This window comes from Streptomyces sp. SP18CS02, assembly GCF_036322365.1.
GTDB lineage: Bacteria > Actinomycetota > Actinomycetes > Streptomycetales > Streptomycetaceae > Streptomyces.
Genome location: NZ_JAQYXC010000303.1, coordinates 506782 through 525025, shown reverse-complemented (window position 1 = coordinate 525025; position 18244 = coordinate 506782). Strand labels below are relative to the sequence as shown.

The window sequence follows — 18244 nt, the reverse complement described above, 5'->3', positions numbered from 1 at the left end:
CGCGCATCGCCGTCAGGCGTCCTCCATCGCGTGGAACTTTCCGTGCACGAAGATCAGTGGAGGCCGTCGCCGCTGTCCGCCCGCGGCCAGCACTTCGCCGATCACCACCGTGTGGTCGCCGACTTCCCGCTGGTCCCGCAGGGCGCATTCCATCCATCCCAGGGAATCGAGCACGAGCGCCCCGGTGTGCTCGCCCGGCGACCTGGACAGGGCCTGGAGCGCCACCGACCGGATCTCCCGGCTCCGGGCGAACGATTTCGCTATGTCGTCACCGGCCACATCGAGGATCGACAGTGCCCATACCTTTGTCGCCAGCAGGTCCTCAAGGAAGAGCGAACCACGGCGCAGGCACACCGATACGAGCGGCGGATCCATCGAGACCGGCATCACCGAATTGACCGTCAGTGCATCGTGACGGCGTTCGCCCTGTTCCTCCGCGTAGGTGGTCGCGACACATACCCCGGTCGCGAAGTTGCGCATTGTGCCGCGCAGGTCGACTTGCACCTTCCGACCTCCGTAGTCGGTGTTTTTCCCGGGTGGTTCCGTGGCTCTCTGTCTCTTTCAGCGTATCGACGCAATTCACGGGGAACTCTCGCGTCCGCGCACACGGTGTGTGGAATTCGCGCACCCCGTGAGCCGCTCGGCCAGCGCCCCGCGACGGAGTTTGCCGGTGCTGGTCTTCGGCACCTCGTGCTTCTCGACCGGTTCCACGTGGCTCGCCTCCACCCCGAACCGCTCCCGGATCCGGCGTCGTATCTCCTCGGCCGTCGCAGCCGGCGACGCCCCGGGCCTGGGATGGAAGAACACCGCCAGCCGGCCGGGGCCGCCCGCGGTGGCGGGGACGGCGCAGGCGACGGTGAAGGACGGCTCGACCGAGGGGAGTTCCTCGACGGCGGCCTCGATCTCGTGCCCGTGGTGGTGCGCGCCGCCCACCTCGATGACGTCGTCGGCCCGCCCGGTCACCGTCACCAGGCCGTTCTCGATGAACGCCAGGTCGTCGGTGGTGAACCAGCCGTCGGGGGTGAACGCCCCGCGGTTGTGCGCGGGGTCGCCGAAGTAGCCGGGGGTGACCGGCGGTCCGGTGATCTCCAGCCGGCCGAGGGCCCCCTGGGGCCGCACCCGGCCGTGCTCGTCGACGATCCGTACCGACACCCCCGGGTGCGGGGCTCCGACGGGTACGAACCGGCCCGTCGCGGTCTCCGGCGAGAAGACGCAGTCGATCACTCCGGCGGAGGTCTCCGACATCCCCCAGCCCGGGTGGATCGCGGTGGGCCGCAGCCCGTGGGGCGCCAGTGCCTCCAGGAAGCGGCGGGCTACCCGGGCCTTGACCGCCTCGCCGCCGTTCATGATGTAGCGCAGCCGGCGCAGGTCCCAGGCCCGCCCGGGGGCCCGCTCCACCCGTTCCGCGATGAGGCCGAACGCGAAGTTCGGCGCCCAGGTGGTGTCGGAGCCGTACCGGCTCATCGCGTCGAGCCACCGCAGCGGCTCGTCGAGCACCCAGCGGGTGGGGGCGTGGACCTGGTGGCAGCCGAGGAAGACGTCCCGGACGTGGAACATCACCAGTCCGCCGACGTGCTCCAGCGGCATCCAGTTGAACGACCTGGTGCCGGGGGAGAGGCCGCGCGCCAGCGACGTCGCCAGTGACCTGCTCATGACGTTCCGATGGGTGAGCGTCACCGCCTTCGGCCGGCCGGAACTGCCGGCCGTCAGCATCAGCAGGGCCGGTTCGTCCGGGTCGGCCCGGTAGCGCGACCGGTCCGGCGCCGCGCCGCGCAGACCCTCCACCCCGCCGAGCCAGCGGCCGGTGAACGGCGTCCCGGCCGGCGGCTCGTCGGAGATCAGCCAGGCACCGTCCACGGTCTCCCAGACCCCCGTGAGCAGCTCGGCCACCGACGGGCCGTCCGGCGCGGGGGTGCCGCTCATCGGAACCGGCACGAACCCGCCCAGCACACAGGCCCAGAAGGCGGTGAACAGGTCCGGGGAGTGCGCCGGCCGCAGCACGACCCGGCCGCCCTCCGGCACCCCCGCCGCCCTGATGCCCGCCAGCACGTGCTCCGCCTCGGTCAGCAGTCCCGCGTAGCTCTGGCGGTGCTCCGCACCCTCCGCGTCCAGATGACGGATGTCGCCCGGGCCGCCGAGCCGGGCCGCGCGCACCAGGGCCTCCCCGAGCGTGGGCACGGTCAGCGGCGGCAGCGGGCCGCCGTGGAGCAGAGCGGGTGGAGCGGTGTCTCGGCCGGTCACGATGTCCCCTCGCCCGAACGGTGGAAGGTCAGTTGACGATGCCCAGGCTGAACGGGTTCTGCGGCGTCCCCCCGAGCAGATGCGCCCCCACGGACTGGAGCACCTGGTCCTGCGCGATGACATGCTGGCGGATCGTCGTCAGGTCGCGCAGCCAGCGGTCGAGCGGCGACGGCTGGTAGATGGCCACCGTCCCCACCAGCTCGTACAGGCGCGAGACGATGGAACGGGCGACACGGAACGCGTTGACCCGTGCCAGCACCGTCGCCACCCGGTCGTCCTCGTCCAGTTCGGCACCCGCCGACAGCAGGTCCCACTGGCGCCGCAGACTCCCGTACACCGCGTGCCGGGCCGCGCCCAGCTCCATCTCGGCCTCGGCGACGGTCATCTGCACCCGGTACGTCTCGGCCCACGGCTGGCGGGTGGCCCGCTCGACCCGCCCGTCGGCCAGCTCCCTGACATGGTCGAGCGCGGCGCGGGCGACCCCCAGCGGAACCCCCGGCATGTTGCGCAGGATCGCCTCGGGGGTGGCCAGCGGCCCCGTCCGCCGCGGATCGGCGAAGCTGAACGAGTGCTCCTGCGGGACGAACAGGTTCTCCGCCCGGTAGTCCCGGCTGCCGCTGCCCGCCAGGCCCGTGGTGTACCAGGTGTCGAGGATCTCGAACTCCGAGCGGGGCGCGAGCATGATCCGCCAGTGCGTCGGGTCGCCGGCCGGACTGCGCTCCGGCTCCCCGTCCTCGTACACGAAGCACCCGGCGACCACCCAGTCGGCGTGCGTGATGCCGCTGCCGAACTGCCACCGGCCGCTGACCCGGAACCCGCCCGGGACCCGCTCCGCCCGGCCCACCGGCAGGATCAGGCCCGCCGTGATCAGGTCCGGGTCGGCGAAGGTCGTCCGCGCGACGGACTCGTCGAGGAAACCCGCGTACAGCGGGGTGTCCATGCCGATCATCGAACACCACGCTGCGGAGGCGTCACCCCTGGCCAGCGTCTCGATGACCTGGGTCTGCTCCACGGAGTCGAGCTGCGGACCGCCCCAGGACCTGGGCACGCCCATACGGAACACACCGGCGCCGCGCAGCAGTTCCACGACGTCCGCCGGAAGGTGCCTGGCCTTCTCGATGTCGTCGGAGCGCTCGCGCAGCACGGGCACGAGCGCCTCCGCACGCGACAGGATGTCGTCCGCGGTGACAGGCTTCGTTCCGGTGGCACGGATGGTCTGCGTCATTTCCCACCTCTCAACATGGAAGTCCTCGCATCGGCCCGGCGGCCGGCGGCCACCGGACGGTGTCAGCGGTAACGGCCCGCCGCGATCGCGTTGTTCGGGTCGATGACGTTCTTGAGCTTCCTGGTCAGCGCCAGGGCGTTCGGATCGACGGCGAAGTCGTCCATCCGGTGGGCATGGTCGATGTCGAGCCGGTAGGGAAGGAATCCGGCCTCCCCGTACCACCGGTACATCAGCTCCAGCGCGCGGTGCGCCTGCCGCGCCCCCTCCCCGGAGTCACGGTCGAACTTCAGCGCCACGACGCAGTCGATGAGATCCGGCCCCAGCAGGTGCAGCGTGGCGCTGCACCTGACGCCGGTCTCCTCGCGCACCCGGCCGAGGAGACCGTCGGCGCGCTCGACCGCCCGCGCGTCGAACGGCAGCAGGGGCAGGAAGAAGAGGAAGCCGACCCGCTCGTCCACCTGGTCGGCCGACTGCCCCAGCTTCGCCTCGAACAGGGCGTCGGTCACGTCCGGATCGCCCGCGTACGCCCGCTCCACCAGGGCGGCCACCGCGTGGTCGGGGCGCGAGGTGTCCGTCGCCTCCTCGTGCGCCACGTCGGTGAACAGCCCCGAGCCGTGCGCCCCGGCGACGATCTCGGCCACCAGCGCGCCGACCGCACCGGGGGTGCCGTCCACGCAGATGTGCACCAGGAACTCGCCGTCGCGGCCGCCGTACGACGCCGCGGCCGCCGGGTCGTACACCCGCGGCACCCCGCGGGTGAGCCCCTGGCCCACCCAGCGCCGCAGCAGATCCGTGACCCTGCCCAGCTCGGCGGGGCGGAAGCCCAGCCGGACCAGCCGCAGCGCCTCGGGGCGCGGCAGCAGCCGGACGACGGCCGCCGTCACCACGCCGAGGTTCGACTGGAGGAACAGCGGCAGCGCGGAGGGCCCGAGCCCGTGCGGGTAGACGGGCGTCGTGCGGTCGGCATCCGGCCACCATCCGACGTGGACCAGCTCGCCGCCGGGCAGCGCCACCTCCAGTCCGATCAGGTCGTCCACCCGCTGCTGGCGCAGCCCGACGCCCCGGTCCAGCGCGTTGCCTATGACGCTGGTGGCCGCCGCGGAGACGGTGACGTTCACCATCCGGCCGGTGTCCGCGAGCCGCTGCGAGAGGACGCCCTGGGTCACCCCCGGCTCGATCACGGCCCAGCCGCCGTCCAGGTCCAGGGTCCGTATCCGGTCCAGGTCCCTGAGGTCGAGCACGACCACGTCGTCCTGGGCCGGCTCGTGCGAGCCCAGGCCCCAGTTCCGGCCGGTGCTGATCGCGTGCAGGGAACCGGCCTCGGGAGTGCGCCCGAAGGCCGCGACCACCTCACGCACCTGCTCGACGGTGGCGGGGCGCACGACCCCGTTCATCCGCCGGGACCGGAACACGCTGGTGTTCGGCCCGAGCAGACCCGGCCGCGCGCCCTCCTCCGGCAGCAGGACCCGGTCGGGCCCGACGATCCGGGCCGCCTCCTCCAGGGTCTTGCGCACCTCGGCGTCGTCGGGCGTCGGGCCGGCGTTCGTGGTGGCGCGTGTCTCGGACATGGTTCCTCCCACGGGTCGTACGGTCAGCGGATGTCCCCGGTGGGGACGGGCGGCGCGGCCGTCCGCGGCGCCCCGGTGGCGTGGTACCTGCCGTGCAGACTGATCAGTGGGGAGCGCCGCTCCTGAGCGCCTGTCGCCAGTACCTCACCGATCACCACAGTGTGGTCGCCGGCGTCGAACTCGTCACGCAGTACGCACTCCAGCCACCCCAGGCAGTCCAGCACCAGGGCTCCGGTGCTGGGTCCCGGCGCCGCCGTGAGCGAGGGGAGCGCCGCCATCCGGCTCTGCCGATCGCTTTCCAGGATCCGGGCCACCTCGTCCCCTCCGGTGTGGAGAATGGACACCGCCCACAGATTCGAGGACCGCAGAGCGGAGAGGAAATCGGAATTCCCCGGCAGGCAGATGCAGATCAGGGGAGGTTCCAGCGACACCGAGGTAAGGGAATTGACGGTGATCGCGTCGTGCCGCCGTCCGTCCGGCGTATCCGTGTACGTTGCCGCCACGCATACTCCGGTCGCGAACGAACGTATTACCTTGCCCAGTTCATGTCCCACTGCCGACCCCCGGCTGGATAGTGGACGGGCTTCACGGAATTCCGGGGCCGCCGAAAATGGCCCGGCCGCCGGCTGGTCATACCAAACTAATGTCCCGGTGGACCTGACGGTGCTCCGGGAGCGCATCCGTACTACGTGGTTCGCGCATGCGCGGCTGCCGAATTCGCCGCTCCGGCGGGAGGGGAGAGCGGCTCCGGCCGCGTCGTCGCGCCCCCGGTGCCGGCGGTGGCGGCGGGTTCGGGCCGCGCGATACGGGCGTTCCAGCCGCCTTCCGCCAGACGGCGCCGAACCGGGTCGGCGACGGCCGCCGCGACGCCGATGTCGGCGCCGAGAGCGGTGTCCCCGGCGGCTTCCGGGACGGGCCGGACCTCCATCTCCTCCACGCCGATCCCGAAGTCCGCCACCGCGTCGAGCAGCCGGGCCAGTTCACCCGGCCGGTCGCCGATGACCACCCGTACCGTGAGCGGCTGCGCGGGCCTGCCGCCCGGCCTGGCGCGGATGTCCTCCCAGCCGGTCCGGCCCCGGGCCAGCAGATCGGCGACGGCCGCCGTGTCCGGGGAGCCGGGGCCGCCGTCGAGGACGGCCAGCGAACGCAGCGCGCCCTCCACCGCGTCCAGGTCCTTCAGCAGATCACCGAGCACATCGGCCACGGCCGCGGCGTTGGAGCGCAGGATGTCCGACCACAGCAGGGCGTCGCCCCCGGCGATCCGGGTCACGTCCCGCAGCCCCTGCCCCACCAGGCGCAGGGCGTCCTTCGGCGCACCGGGCAGCCGCGCCGCCATGGCGGAGGCGACCAGGTGCGGTACGTGGGAGGTGAGCGCGACCGCCCGGTCATGGGCCTCGCTCTCCATCACCACCGGCACCGCACCGCACGCGGACACCAGCTCCAGGGTGCGGTTCAGGGTCGTGCGGGAGGTCTCCGGTCCCGGGGTCAGCACCCAGGAGCGGCCTTCGAAGAGGTCCGCGCTGGCACCCAGCGGGCCCGAGCGCTCCCGCCCCGCCAGCGGGTGCCCGCCGATGTAGCTGCCCGGGTCGACGGCGCCGGCCAGGATCGCCTGCCGGGTCACCGACTTCACGCTGGCCACATCGGTGTAGCTGCGGGCCAGCCCGCGTTCCTGCTGCTCGGTCAGGACCGAGCCGACCAGGCTGGGCGGCACCGCCAGGACCGCCAGGTCCACCGGCCCGGCGGGCGCGGCGACCGTACCGGCCCCCAGGGCGGCGGCGGTCCGCGCGGCCGTCCCGTCCAGGTCGCTCAGGTGCACGCCCACCCCGTGCCGGGTCAGCGCCAGCCCCACCGACGTGCCGATCAGGCCCGTGCCGACGACCGCGGCCGTGCGGATCACGTCTCCTCCAGCAGGTCCGGCTGCTCGTGCACGATCTCGTCCCACAGCAGCTGGAAGCTGAACCAGCCCAGCTGCGGGTCGCCGAACCCGTCACGCGCCGCCCTGGCCTGCTTGTCGTCCATGGGCCGCGGGGTGCCCGCCATGGACGCCAGCAGCTGGACCTTGGCGCAGCCCTCGTAGGTGAAGAACCAGTGCACCGCCTCGTCCACCGAACCGCCGACCGTGATCAGCCCGTGGTGGCGCAGCAGGATGGCACGCTTGTCACCGAGGTTCTCGGCGATGTCCTGGCCCTGTTCCAGGGAGATCGAGGGCCCCTCGTACGCGCTGTAGAGCACCTGGTCCCCGTAGAAGGCCGCCGACTCCTGGTCGAGGGGCTCCAGCAGCCGCCCGAGGGTGCCGAGCGCCCGCGAGTACGGGGTGTGGCCGTGCGCGGCGGCGGTGGCGTCCGGACGCAGCTCATGGATCCTGGAGTGGATGACGAACGCGCTCGGGTTCACCCGGTGGCGCCCCTCCACCACCTTGCCCTCGGTGTCGACGCAGATCAGGTCGCGCACCTTGACCCGGCTGAACGAGACGCCGAACGGGTTCACCCAGAACTGGTCCAGGTGCTCGGGGTCGCGCACCGAGATGTGCCCGGAGATGCCCTCCCCGAAGCCGTACTTGCCGAACAGGCGGAGTGCGGCGGTCAGCCGCTGCTTGCGGTGCCGGCGCGTCTCGTCCACCGAGCCGAACTCGGGCTCGGTGGGCAGCGGCAGCCCGGTGTTCGTGTCGGCCAGATAGCTGGCACGCTCTTCGACGGCGTGGTCGGACATCTGTGTTCCTTCCGTGGATCGGTACGGGTCGAGGCAGAGGTCGGGGAGGTGCGGACCGGGTCCGGCCCCTGGACGGGACGACGGCCGGGCCGGGACGTGCGGGAGCGGTTCCCGGGCCCCGCGACCTGGGTCCGGCGGCGCGTCGGGCCGTGGACCGCGCGGGACGCGTGCCGGTGCGCCCTGGCCTCGTACGGCGTGCCGGAGCGGTCGGGTGCCCGGCCCGGAAGGGGCGGCGGTGGCGGCGTCGCGGGGAGCCGGTGGATGAACCGGTGGTGCGTGCGGCAGGGGGTGCGAGGAGGGTCAGGCGGTCTGCATGACGTCGTCACCGTCGCGGACCGCGCCGGTCCCGGCGTGCCGGGAGACCGCCTCGGCGATGTCGTACGCCCGGTCCACCAGCGAGGGCACCCCGAACGTGAAGAACAGCGACCCGGAGGCCAGTTCGCCCAGTGCGTACAGCCGCGGCCACGTCCGCCCCCCGGCGACGAGCCGGCTGGTGGCCCGCTCCACGTGCACGCCGCCGCGTGGATGGCGGGCCGCCATGCCGGCGGCGACCAGCGAGCCGATCAGCCCTTCGGCCTTCGGCGGGATCCGGTGGGCCGGCGCGTTGACCGCGTTGACCACCACGTCCGCCGGACGGTCGCCGCCCGCGGTCCTGGCCAGGAAGCCCCCGCCCGGTTCGGCGGTGACGCGCTCGACGCCCCGGACGATCTCCAGCCGGCCGCCGTCGATCAGCTCCAGCAGCGCGGTGGCGCCGGCCGGGGGCATCGGGCAGCACAGGCTCATGATCGTGCGGTAGTGGTCCCTGATCAGCGCGGACCGGTCGGCCTCCGGGAGCAGCGGCCAGACGTCGGGCCCGGTGTCCGGCACCGCCCGCTGGAGGATGCGCAGCCCCAGGTCGCTGTCGTGCACGCCGGACAGATGGCGCCGCATCCGGCCGACCGGGTGCTCGGTCCCGGCGCCCGAGATCTCCTCGACGAGGGCGTCCCAGTCGGCGCCGGCGTCGGCGATCTCGGCCCGCATCACCTCCACCGTCTGCGGCAGGGTGCGGGTGCCGCCCCGGGCCGCCAGGTCCCTGAAGTGGGCCGGGGTGAAGTGGCGGAGCCGGTGTTCCACCGGCCGCTGCCGTACGGCGGGCAGGACCCCGCGCCGGGACAGCAGGGTGATCCGGCCGCGGTGCCCCCAGTTGGCGAGGGTGAGGACCACATCGGCCGCGGTGAGCCCGCTGCCGATGACGGCCACGTCCGCGTCGCGCGCGATCCCGTCCAGCCGGCACACCACCGGATACGGGTCGGGTACGAAGCCGGGCGCGCCCGTCAGCCCGTACGGATCCGCCGGCCGGCCGCCCCCCACGCACAGCACGGCGTAGTCGACGGTCCGGACGTCGCCCCGGTCGGTGCGCAGACGCAGCAGGTCCTCGGAGGGATCGGCCGCGACCACGCCCTCACGGACCTGTTCGATCCGGCAGCCCCGGCCCGCCAGCCGCGTCAGCGCGGTGCGGGCCGTCTGCTCCAGATAGTCCCCGTAGACCGCGCGGGGCAGGAAGGGGATGGCGGCGTACGGGTCCAGGTAGTCGGTGTCCGGGTCCCCCAGGACCCGGCTGCGGGTCCCGACCCAGTTCTCGAAGTGGTGCGTGTCGCCGAAGCACAGGGACATGTCGTCCGGCGGCACGTTGACCCGCAGGGTCGTGGAGTCCGGCTGGTACGCGCGACCGCGCCACAGGTGCGGGCCCGGCTCGAAGACCGTGACGGACTCCGGGACCTCCTCCCGCCGGCTCAGCGCGTCGAGCAGACTGACCGCCGACGCGCCCCCGCCGATGACACCTATTCTCGACGACCTGGACATACGAAAACCCCCGCCCGTAATGACGTCACGTCAATGGGAAGCTGACGAGCCGGTCCACCGGTGTGACGTCGGTCCGCTGAAAAAGAAATTGTTCAACTCGTAACCAGGAGCCGTTCGTTGTAGCCGGAGTTTGCTCGTCCAAGAGTGATCGGTCGCAGCGGGCGGGGTTCGTATGAACACGCATGGGCTCTGACAAGTCTGCGCATGGCGTCACGCATTTTGTCTTGTTCCGGCGGTAGGTCGGTGGGCCGGGTTCCGCTTACCCGTCGCGGTTCCCGGTTCGCCGATGACCGCTCGGTCTAGGAATCCCGTTGCGTGCGTTGCCTGCGCCACTCTCTCGGTGTGACGTGATAGCGCTCGCGAAAGAGCCTGCTGAAATGCGAGGCCCCGGGCAGTCCCCACCGCTCGGCGATATTCGCCACCGCAAGGTGGGAGAATCGGGGATTGCCGAGATCGTCGCGGCAGCGGTCGAGCCTCTCGTTGCGGATCCACCGCGCCGGACTGGCGTTCTCCTCCTGGAACAGCATCTGGAGATAGCGCAGCGACATGTTGTGCTGCCGGGCCAGCCTCGCGGGACTGAGGGCCGGGTCCCCGAGGTGCTCCCTGGCGTAGGCCTGGACCCGTTGCAGCAGGGCCCGGCGGGCCACCGCCGGAGGAGCGACGGCCCCCCGCAGGGAGTCGGAGCACATGGCCGAGATCAGGCTGGCCACACTGTCGCCCAGCCGGTCAGCATTGGCGGTGTTCAGATCGGTCATGTGATCTGCGAGACCTGCCAGAAAGTGCGCCAGCAGCATGCCTATGCCGTGCTGCCCCGACCACGCCGCCGCTTTCAGCGGGTGCTCCTCGCCGGGCACCAGACCGAGCAGCCGATGCTCGAACTTCACCGTGACCATACGGATCGGCTGACGCATCGTGAGGGTGAAGGGCCGGGAGCTGTCGAAGGCGATGAGGTCACCGGTGCGCGCGCTGGTCTCCTGACCGTCCTGGTCCACCCGCACCTCGCCCGCGATGACGCAGCACAGGTACAGAGGCGTCCAGTCGGCGCACCTGATCAGGTGCTCCGTGCACTCCACCGCGTGAGGATCCGCATCGATCAGAGCCACCTGCACGGCACCGAACTTGCCACTGACGATCAGCCCGTTGAATCCCTCGTCACTGCCCGGTACGACCCGCAGCGGTCCGCAGGCCAGATGGACGAGGTCGCCCCACGCGCGTAAGCGGCGGGCGGGGTGCGCCTCCTGGATGTCGAAGACCTCGACGAACGCGGGTCCGGTGGTGTCCGGTATGTCCAGGACGGGCAGTGTGCTCGGGTCCGGCCCCGGCGGGTGGAGGGTGCCCTGGGGCGGACCCGCCAGGTGCACCGGATCCTTCGGGTCGGCGGTGCGGGCCGGCCGTCCCGCCGGACCGGTCAGTTCGACGGCGGGTACACGTGCTTCAAGCCTCATGACGTTCCCCTATGCCTGGATGCCTGCTCGCTTCGGAATCAGGAGTCGCTGGACGCGCATTCGGTCTCGTGGCGCAACTGAGCACGAGGTGTGGTGTCGATGGAGGTCTTTCCGGGGTGCCCCGTCCGGTCCGCCCGGGCACACGGGGAAGCCGGCCTTCGGCGGTCATGCGTGCCCGCCGGACGCCGGCGGCTCCCTGGGCGGTCCGGTCCGTCCCGTCGTCCCGGGAGGGGGTGGGACCGGAGGCGCACGGGTGAACCGGCCGGCGTGCCGTGACGGCTCCCGGGCCCGGGGGGCGGGCCGGGAGCAGGGGTATCGCCCTCTCTACGCGCGATGCGGCCGGCCGGTCATGCGGGCACGGCCCCGCGCGGGGACTCGCTCGGGAGGATGCGCGGATTCGGGCGATACGCGGGGCTGCCGGCGGACTCTCTGGCCACTCGCCGGCCGCGGTCCCCTAGCGGGGCAATACATGGACCCCCCGTCCTGTGCTCTATGGAATCAAACGCACGTGCAGCACTCTAGAAACGCGAGCGAAAAACACTCAACCGGCCGACCAGGTCGACATATCTCTTTCGGCCAGTGGCGCCGTGCGGGCGAGCGGGCGGGAAACCGGCCCGCGACGGGTCTTGGGGGGCGCCCCGGCGGCCGTGCGGGGCCGGGGAGGCGTGGCGGGGACCCCCGGGCGGCCGACCGCATCCGGCCGGGGTAGGGCGCGCCGCCGGGCGGGCGGCGGTGCGAGGCGGCCGGCCGCCCGGCTCCGGCGGCCTTCCGGAGGCAGCGATCCACCGCTCGCCGCGCAGGCGGTCCCGCTCGTCACGCACACCGCCCCTGCCGTCCTCCGCCGGGCGGCGGACAGCGGCAGACGCTCGTACGTACGTGAACTCCCGTACCGGGATGAGTACGTCTACTCATCCCTGAGCGCGCCCCGGGGGCCACCGTAGAGCCCACGAAGCCCGACCGATCCCCACCGACCCGAAGGAACCCCGGATGCCCAATGCCTCCCGCCCGCGCCGCCTCCCGCGCCGGCTCCTCGCGCTCGCCACGGACAACTGGCTCGCACGGGGGTACCTCGTCGTGGCCGGGGCGGCGCTGGGATTCTTCCTGTACGCCGTGTTCGTGGCGTCGGACCCGGGCTTCGCCGGGATCTGGCCGCTTCTGGCGACGGCGCCGTTCAGCGTCGTCGCCCTTCTGGCGGCGACACCCGCGATGGACTCCTCGCCCGCCTGGCTGCACCCGCTGGTCTTCTCGGCCGGGGTGGCCCTGTCGGCGCTGATCAACGCCGTACTGCTCGGCGGGCTCGCCCGCTTGGCGCGTGGACGGGACGCCCGCCCGACCGCCTGAGGCGGATACCGGACCGGCCGCCTGAGGCGGATGCCGGACCGGCCGTCCGGGTGCGGGCCCGGAGGAGGGACTCGGGACAGGGCCCGGGGAGCCCGGCGACAAGGGCCCCGGAGACAAGAACGCACCCGGCCCGCGGGACGCCGAGGTCGTCGGCGGTCCTGCGGACCGGGTGCGGACAGCCGGGCGGTGCGACCCGCGCAGGGCGGGGCGGACGGCCGGGCGCAGATCAAGCCTTCTTGGTCTCCCAGAAGATCTTGTCGATCTGGGCGATGTAGTCCAGCGCCTTCTGGCCGGTCGCCGGGTCGGTCGACGCCTTGGCCGCGGACAGCGCCTTCAGCGTGTCGTTGACCAGCTGGTGCAGCTCCGGGTACTTCTCGAAGTGCGGGGGCTTGAAGTAGTCGCTCCAGAGCACCGAGACGTGGTGCTTGGCGAGCTCCGCGCGCTGCTCCTTGATGACCGTGGCGCGCGCCTGGAAGTGCGGGTCGTCGTTCGCGGCCATCTTGTCCTGGACGGCCTTGACCGACTCGGCCTCGATGCGGGCCTGGGCCGGGTCGTATACGCCGCAGGGCAGGTCGCAGTGAGCGCTGACCTTCACCTTCGGGGCAAACAGGCGGGAGAGCATTGAGCTGTCCTTCCTCGTGATCGTCTTCTCAGGTGGGACATTACTCCGTGAGAGATGGGATTTCGCGAGTGCCCCCTTGGGCTTAGGACAAAAGTCCGGGGTCACCATGGGACTCGTGGAGGAAGGGCCAGGAGGTACCGGGATGACGGACCAGGGGCGGGAGGCGCGGGTGCCGTTCGGGATCGCCGAGGTGGCGGGAGTCTCCATGGTCCCGACGCTCCGCCAGGGCGACCAGCTGCTGGTGCACTACGGGGCGGAGCTCAGGGCCGGGGACGTGGCCGTGCTGCGCCATCCGCTCCAGCAGGATCTGCTGATCGTGAAGCGGCTGGTCGAGCGGCGCGAAGGCGGCTGGTGGGTGCTCGGGGACAACCCGGACGACGAGGTGGTGGACAGCCGGGCGTTCGGCGCCGTGCCGCAGGAGCTGGTGCTCGGCCGGGTGCGGGCCCGCTACCGGGGTATCCGCCCGGGGCGTCAGCGCTCGGTCGGCGTGCTGCTGTCCTGGCTGCTGTCCGCCGTGCGGCCGGTGTCGGCCGACCGTTCCGTCTCCAGGCGCTTGCGCGCCCGGTAGGCCGCCACGTTGGCGCGCGTCGCGCACCGGTCCGAGCAGTAGCGGCGGGACCGGTTGGTCGAGGTGTCCAGGTAAGCGTTGCGGCAGGGCGACGCCTGGCACAGGCCGAGCCGGTCCGCGCCGAACTCGGTGAGGTGGAAGGCCAGCCCCATCGCGGCGATGGCGGCGTAGCCGGCGGTCGCGTTGGAGGGGTGGTCGGCGAGGTGCATGTGCCAGCGCGGCGAGCCCGTCTCGTCGAGGTGGTCGTGGCCGGAGATCTGCGGGCTCACCGGGAACTCCAGCAGCAGGGAGTTCAGCAGGTCGACCGCCTGGGTGTGGTCCCCCGAGTCGGCGGCGGCGAAGACCGCCCGCAGCCGCGCCCGCACCGAACGCAGCCGGGTCACATCCGCGTCGTTCGCGCGCCGTGCCATCTGCGAGGCCGCGCCGAACAGCTCGCGGACCGCCTCCACCGACGTGAGGGAGTCCTTGTTGCGCGCCGGTTCCTCGGTGTTCACCAGACGTACGGCATAGTCCGAGTAATAGGCCAGTTCCACTTGTAGTCCTTACGGCGGCGGTCTAGGGTCGAATGGCGCTGGAGTAAGAGACGAGTCTCTTACGAGGGTATTACGGACCGGAGGATCATGGTGGCTGGGACAGCGGCGGGAACCGACTGGCGGGCCTGGCAGGAGAGCTGGGACCGCCAGCAGGAGTGGTACATGCCGGACCGCGAGGAGCGGTTCCGGGTCATGCTGGACATGGTCGAGGCCCTGGTCGGCCCGGCCCCGAGGGTCCTCGACCTCGCGTGCGGTACGGGAAGTATCACGGACCGGCTCCTCAAGAGGTTCCCGGGCGCGGTCAGCACCGGCGTCGACCTCGACCCGGCCCTGCTCGCCATCGCGGAGGGGTACTTCGCCGGGGACGAGCGCGTCACCTTCGTACGGGCCGACCTCAAGGACCCCGCGTGGGTCCGGGCGCTGCCGTACGACTCGTACGACGCGGTCCTCACCGCCACCGCGCTGCACTGGCTGCACGAGGGGCCGCTCGCGACGCTCTACGGCGAGATCGGCGGTCTCGTGCGCGAGGGCGGGGTGTTCATGAACGCCGACCACATGAAGGACGGGTCCACGCCCCGCATCAACGCGGCGGAGCGGGCCCACCGGCACGCCGGTATGGACCGCGCCAGGGCCGCGGGGGCGCTCGACTGGGCGGACTGGTGGGAGCTGGCGGCCAAGGACCCGGTGCTGGCGGGGCCCACCGCCGAGCGGTTCGCGATCTACGGGGAGCACGCCGACGGGGACACGCCGTCCGCGCAGTGGCACGCGCGCACCCTGCGCGAGGCCGGGTTCGCCGAGGCCCGTCCGGTGTGGGCGTCGCCCTCGGACGCCCTGGTGCTGGCCCTCAAGTAGCCCGCGTACCGGAGGCCGCGCGAGGAAGGGGCGGTACGGAGGACCCGTACCGCCCCTTCCTCGTGCCCGCTCCGGGCCGGAGGCGCTCAGAGCACCTTCGACAGGAACGCCTTCGTCCGGTCGTGCTGGGGGTTGGTCAGGACGTCGCGCGGGTGACCCGACTCGACGACCACACCCTGGTCCATGAAGACCAGCGAGTCGCCGACCTCCCGGGCGAAGCCCATCTCGTGCGTCACGACGATCATCGTCATGCCGTCCTCGGCGAGACCCCGCATCACGTCCAGCACGTCGCCCACCAGCTCCGGGTCGAGGGCCGACGTCGGCTCGTCGAAGAGCATCAGCTTCGGCTCCATCGCCAGCGCACGGGCGATGGCGACCCGCTGCTGCTGACCGCCGGAGAGCTGCGAGGGGTAGTTGCCGGCCTTGTCGCCCAGCCCCACCCGGTCCAGCAGCTTGACGGCCCGCTCCCGGGCGACGGCCTTGGACTCGCGCTTGACCTGGACCGGCGCCTCCATGACGTTCTCCAGCGCGGTCATGTGCGGGAACAGGTTGAAGCGCTGGAAGACCATGCCGATGTCGCGGCGCTTGAGGGCGACCTCGCTGTCCTTCAGTTCGTACAGCTTGCCGGCCTTCTCGCGGTAGCCGACCAGGTCGCCGTCGACGTACAGCCGGCCGGCGTTGACCTTCTCCAGGTGGTTGATGCACCGCAGGAAGGTCGACTTGCCGGAGCCGGACGGGCCGATCAGGCAGAAGACCTCACGGGGCGCCACCTCCAGGTCGATGCCCTTGAGGATGTGCGCGTTGCCGAAGGACTTGTGCACGTCCTCGGCCTTGACCATGGCGGTCATCGGGCCACCTCCGGACGTCGCAGGGTCAGCAGATTCTTCTTGATCTTCTGCCAGGGGGTGAGGGGCAGCTCGCGCAGCGAGCCGCGGGCGTAACGGCGCTCCAGGTAGTACTGGCCGACGCTGAAGATGCTGGTCAGCGTCAGGTACCAGAAGGAGGCCACGAAGAGCATCTCCATCACGGCGTAGGTGCGGCCGGAGATGATCTGCGCACTGCGCAGCAGGTCCGGATAGGACACCACGGCCACCAGCGACGAGGTCTTCAGCATGTTGATGAACTCGTTGCCGGTCGGCGGGATGATCACTCGCATCGCCTGCGGCAGCACCACACGGCGCATGGTCTGCGTGCTGGTCATGCCCAGCGCGTGCGACGCCTCGGTCTGGCCCTGGTCGACCGACTGGATGCCGGCCCGGACGATCTCCGCCATGTAGGCGCCCTCGTTGAGGCCGAGGCCCAGCAGTGCCACGACCAGCGGGGTCATGACGTCCGTCATCTCGTCCTTGTAGATGAACGGGATCTCGAACACCGGGAAGATCAGCGCCAGGCTGTACCAGAGCAGCAGCTGGACGTAGACCGGCGTGCCGCGGAAGAGCCAGATGAAGAGCCAGGAGACGCCACCGGTCACCGGGTTCTTGGACATCCGCATCACGGCCAGCACGACGCCGAGCACCAGACCGATGAGCATCGACAGCACGCTGATCATCAGGGTGCGGCCCATGCCGGCGATGATGTCGCCGTTGGTGATGTAGTCGCCCACGGTCGCCCAGCGGACGTTGCCGTTGGCGAAGGCGAGCACCAGCCAGACCAGGACGGCCAGGACCAGGGCGCCGCTGATGTAGCGGCCGTAGTGGCGCACCGGGATCGCGCGGATCGGATCGGGCCGGTCCTTGGTGACGGTGGTGCCTTCGGAGGGCCCCTCCGGTGGGGTGTCGGAGGACGACGCCTTCTTTTCGAACTTCTCAGTCATGATGACTGCCCTTCGGAACGTGCGCGAGGATCACTTGCCGCCGTTGATGACGGCCTTGTCGATCGCGCTCTCCGAGGCGCCCCACTTGTCCAGGATCTTCTTGTAGGTGCCGTCCGCGATGATCGCGTCCACGGCTTCCTTGATGGCGTCACGCAGCTGGGTGTTGCCCTTGTCGACGGCGATGCCGAACGGTCCGGCGTCCACCGGCGCGCCGGCGATCTCGAAGGCGGTGCCGCCGTCGGCCGTCTTCGCGACGTGCGCGGCGACCGGGAAGTCGTTCAGGTCGGCGACGGCGCCGCCGGCCTTGACCCGCACCTGCGCCTCGGCGTCGGTGTCCGGGGTCTCGATGATCAGCTCGGGCTTGCCGTCCTTCTTGCACTTGGCGGACTGGGCCTTGGCGGCGTCCGCGTACGTCGTGCCGAGCTGGACCGCGACCTTCTTGCCGCACAGGTCGTCGAGGGTCTTGATGCCCTCCGGGTTGCCCTTCTTCACGAGGATGGCGGTGCCGGACTGGAAGTAGTCGACGAAGTCGACGCCCTTGCCGGTCTTCTTGCCCTCGTCGAGGCCCTGCTGGCGGTCCTTGTTGTCCGTCATGCCCGACATCACGATGTGGACGCGGCCGGAGTAGAGGGAGCCGATCAGGCCGTCGAACTTGCCGTTCTGGAAGTCGAACTTCACGCCGAGCTTCTCGCCGAGAGCCGCACCGATCTCGGGGTCGATGCCGACGACCTTGTTGCCCTCCATGGACTCCATGGGGGCGTAGGCCGCGTCCGTGCCGACCTTGATGACGCCGGACTTCTTGATCTCCTCCGGCAGCTTGGCGAACAGTGGGGCGCTGCTGCTCGCGCCGGCGCTGGAGCCCGCGTCCTTCTTTCCGGCCTCGGTCTGGTCACCGCAACCGGTCATCAGCATGGAGCCGGCGACCGCGATCGCGGCGACCGCGGCCATCCTGGACGTCCTGGACGTCCGGGTCTTCGCGGCGGTCGTACAGCGGGTGGTGCTTGCGGTCATGGTCGGGTTCCTCCGGCGGGTGAGGGAGATGCCAATCGGGTCGGGCACGCACCTTCGAGTGTCGCGACCTCGTGTGATTACGGCATCTTGCCATTCGGACTGGCCTGAATAGGGGGCCACTCATGTCAAAATCGGGTAACGGGTCACCCCCGAACCTCAAGAGGCCGGTACATCACGGCCGGACCTTCTGCGGGTTTGCCTTCTGCCGGCCGGAAAATCTCCGGCCCATCTCGTCATACGGACGCAATAGTGGCCGCAATCCGGATGCAGTGCGGACTTGTCCCGTTTTCGGGCCACGAGTCACGATGCGACGACGGAGTGTGAGCAAGGCTTGAGTGGGACGTGACATATGGACTCGTCGGCAGTGCCGTCCGTCCGGTAAGAAGGATCCTTACACCCCTCATCCGGGGCTCAGGGCGCGTGTGCGGCGCGCCCGCGCGTACGTACCTCCCCCTGCCAGGGCGGGCCAACCGC

17 protein-coding genes are annotated in these 18244 nt (G+C 71.3%); 3 read left to right on the top strand and 14 right to left on the bottom strand.

Translation table 11 applies throughout. The features are described from left to right. Nucleotides 1-12 precede the first annotated feature (12 nt). The 9 genes from PUR26_RS33235 to PUR26_RS33195 all read right to left on the bottom strand — a co-directional run bounded on the left by PUR26_RS33235 (nt 13) and on the right by PUR26_RS33195 (nt 11030). Complete coding sequence (locus tag PUR26_RS33235) at nt 13-504, bottom strand: flavin reductase family protein (RefSeq protein ID WP_329878372.1); 492 nt, start codon at nt 502-504, stop codon at nt 13-15. A gap of 75 nt (nt 505-579) precedes the next feature. Continuing rightward, nucleotides 580-2241, bottom strand: coding sequence for an AMP-binding protein (locus PUR26_RS33230; protein ID WP_329878370.1), 1662 nt, complete (start codon nt 2239-2241; stop codon nt 580-582). Nucleotides 2242-2269: 28 nt separating this feature from the next. Next, nucleotides 2270-3466 carry an acyl-CoA dehydrogenase family protein gene (locus tag PUR26_RS33225; protein WP_329878368.1) on the bottom strand — a complete coding sequence of 399 codons (1197 nt, stop codon included), beginning with the start codon at nt 3464-3466 and terminating at the stop codon, nt 2270-2272. A 62-nt stretch (nt 3467-3528) separates the two neighbouring features. Next, the gene (locus PUR26_RS33220; RefSeq protein ID WP_329878366.1) at nt 3529-5034 is read right to left on the bottom strand and encodes an FAD-binding oxidoreductase; all 1506 of its coding nucleotides are present in this window, start codon (nt 5032-5034) and stop codon (nt 3529-3531) included. Between the two features lie 23 nt (nt 5035-5057). Continuing rightward, nucleotides 5058-5714 carry a flavin reductase family protein gene (locus PUR26_RS33215; RefSeq protein ID WP_329878364.1) on the bottom strand — a complete coding sequence of 219 codons (657 nt, stop codon included), beginning with the start codon at nt 5712-5714 and terminating at the stop codon, nt 5058-5060. 5 nt (nt 5715-5719) lie between these two features. Further along, nucleotides 5720-6928, bottom strand: a complete 1209-nt coding sequence (locus tag PUR26_RS33210; RefSeq protein ID WP_443077254.1) for a prephenate dehydrogenase — start codon at nt 6926-6928, stop codon at nt 5720-5722. Then, complete coding sequence (locus PUR26_RS33205; protein WP_329878360.1) at nt 6928-7743, bottom strand: class II aldolase/adducin family protein; 816 nt, start codon at nt 7741-7743, stop codon at nt 6928-6930. The genes PUR26_RS33210 and PUR26_RS33205 overlap by 1 nt, the downstream gene beginning before the upstream one ends. A 300-nt stretch (nt 7744-8043) precedes the next feature. Then, on the bottom strand, nt 8044-9585 hold the full coding sequence (locus tag PUR26_RS33200; protein ID WP_329878358.1) for an FAD/NAD(P)-binding protein: 1542 nt from the start codon (nt 9583-9585) through the stop codon (nt 8044-8046). Nucleotides 9586-9884: 299 nt separating this feature from the next. After that, a complete protein-coding gene (locus PUR26_RS33195; protein WP_329878356.1) occupies nt 9885-11030 on the bottom strand; it encodes a helix-turn-helix domain-containing protein in 1146 nt (381 codons plus the stop codon). A gap of 987 nt (nt 11031-12017) precedes the next feature. On the opposite strand from PUR26_RS33195, the gene PUR26_RS33190 reads away from it, so the two are divergent. Then, on the top strand, nt 12018-12371 hold the full coding sequence (locus tag PUR26_RS33190; protein ID WP_329878354.1) for an SCO4225 family membrane protein: 354 nt from the start codon (nt 12018-12020) through the stop codon (nt 12369-12371). A 226-nt stretch (nt 12372-12597) separates the two neighbouring features. Here the strand turns inward: PUR26_RS33190 and sodN are convergent, their stop codons facing one another. Then, entirely contained in the window at nt 12598-12993 is a 396-nt protein-coding gene (gene sodN / locus PUR26_RS33185) for a superoxide dismutase, Ni (protein ID WP_019075224.1), read from the bottom strand. Between the two features lie 142 nt (nt 12994-13135). Between sodN and sodX the strand changes: the two genes are divergently transcribed. Then, complete coding sequence (sodX, locus tag PUR26_RS33180; protein WP_329878349.1) at nt 13136-13561, top strand: nickel-type superoxide dismutase maturation protease; 426 nt, start codon at nt 13136-13138, stop codon at nt 13559-13561. Here the strand turns inward: sodX and PUR26_RS33175 are convergent. Beyond that, the gene (locus PUR26_RS33175) at nt 13465-14094 is read right to left on the bottom strand and encodes a CGNR zinc finger domain-containing protein (protein ID WP_329878347.1); all 630 of its coding nucleotides are present in this window, start codon (nt 14092-14094) and stop codon (nt 13465-13467) included. The two genes, sodX and PUR26_RS33175, sit on opposite strands and share 97 nt — an antisense overlap. A gap of 87 nt (nt 14095-14181) precedes the next feature. On the opposite strand from PUR26_RS33175, the gene PUR26_RS33170 reads away from it, so the two are divergent. Next, nucleotides 14182-14946, top strand: a complete 765-nt coding sequence (locus PUR26_RS33170) for a class I SAM-dependent methyltransferase (RefSeq protein WP_329878345.1) — start codon at nt 14182-14184, stop codon at nt 14944-14946. A gap of 86 nt (nt 14947-15032) precedes the next feature. Here the strand turns inward: PUR26_RS33170 and PUR26_RS33165 are convergent, their stop codons facing one another. From PUR26_RS33165 to PUR26_RS33155, 3 genes are read right to left on the bottom strand one after another with little or no spacing between them, the layout of a single operon-like run. Continuing rightward, nucleotides 15033-15785, bottom strand: a complete 753-nt coding sequence (locus PUR26_RS33165; RefSeq protein WP_329878588.1) for an amino acid ABC transporter ATP-binding protein — start codon at nt 15783-15785, stop codon at nt 15033-15035. Between the two features lie 5 nt (nt 15786-15790). Next, nucleotides 15791-16759, bottom strand: a complete 969-nt coding sequence (locus tag PUR26_RS33160) for an amino acid ABC transporter permease (RefSeq protein WP_329878343.1) — start codon at nt 16757-16759, stop codon at nt 15791-15793. A 30-nt stretch (nt 16760-16789) separates the two neighbouring features. Then, nucleotides 16790-17770, bottom strand: a complete 981-nt coding sequence (locus PUR26_RS33155) for an ABC transporter substrate-binding protein (protein ID WP_329878341.1) — start codon at nt 17768-17770, stop codon at nt 16790-16792. Nucleotides 17771-18244 lie beyond the last annotated feature (474 nt).

What these genes read in the sequence shown, in the direction of transcription:
- PUR26_RS33190 (WP_329878354.1), top strand. Translation starts at nt 12,018, where the DNA reads ATGCCCAATGCCTCCCGCCCGCGCCGCCTCCCGCGCCGGCTCCTCGCG.
- PUR26_RS33215 (WP_329878364.1), bottom strand. Translation starts at nt 5,714, where the DNA reads ATGCGCTCCCGGAGCACCGTCAGGTCCACCGGGACATTAGTTTGGTAT.
- PUR26_RS33225 (WP_329878368.1), bottom strand. Translation starts at nt 3,466, where the DNA reads ATGACGCAGACCATCCGTGCCACCGGAACGAAGCCTGTCACCGCGGAC.
- sodN (WP_019075224.1), bottom strand. Translation starts at nt 12,993, where the DNA reads ATGCTCTCCCGCCTGTTTGCCCCGAAGGTGAAGGTCAGCGCTCACTGC.
- PUR26_RS33170 (WP_329878345.1), top strand. Translation starts at nt 14,182, where the DNA reads ATGGTGGCTGGGACAGCGGCGGGAACCGACTGGCGGGCCTGGCAGGAG.
- PUR26_RS33195 (WP_329878356.1), bottom strand. Translation starts at nt 11,030, where the DNA reads ATGAGGCTTGAAGCACGTGTACCCGCCGTCGAACTGACCGGTCCGGCG.
- PUR26_RS33165 (WP_329878588.1), bottom strand. Translation starts at nt 15,785, where the DNA reads ATGGTCAAGGCCGAGGACGTGCACAAGTCCTTCGGCAACGCGCACATC.
- PUR26_RS33160 (WP_329878343.1), bottom strand. Translation starts at nt 16,759, where the DNA reads ATGACTGAGAAGTTCGAAAAGAAGGCGTCGTCCTCCGACACCCCACCG.
- sodX (WP_329878349.1), top strand. Translation starts at nt 13,136, where the DNA reads ATGACGGACCAGGGGCGGGAGGCGCGGGTGCCGTTCGGGATCGCCGAG.
- PUR26_RS33205 (WP_329878360.1), bottom strand. Translation starts at nt 7,743, where the DNA reads ATGTCCGACCACGCCGTCGAAGAGCGTGCCAGCTATCTGGCCGACACG.
- PUR26_RS33155 (WP_329878341.1), bottom strand. Translation starts at nt 17,770, where the DNA reads ATGACCGCAAGCACCACCCGCTGTACGACCGCCGCGAAGACCCGGACG.
- PUR26_RS33220 (WP_329878366.1), bottom strand. Translation starts at nt 5,034, where the DNA reads ATGTCCGAGACACGCGCCACCACGAACGCCGGCCCGACGCCCGACGAC.
- PUR26_RS33200 (WP_329878358.1), bottom strand. Translation starts at nt 9,585, where the DNA reads ATGTCCAGGTCGTCGAGAATAGGTGTCATCGGCGGGGGCGCGTCGGCG.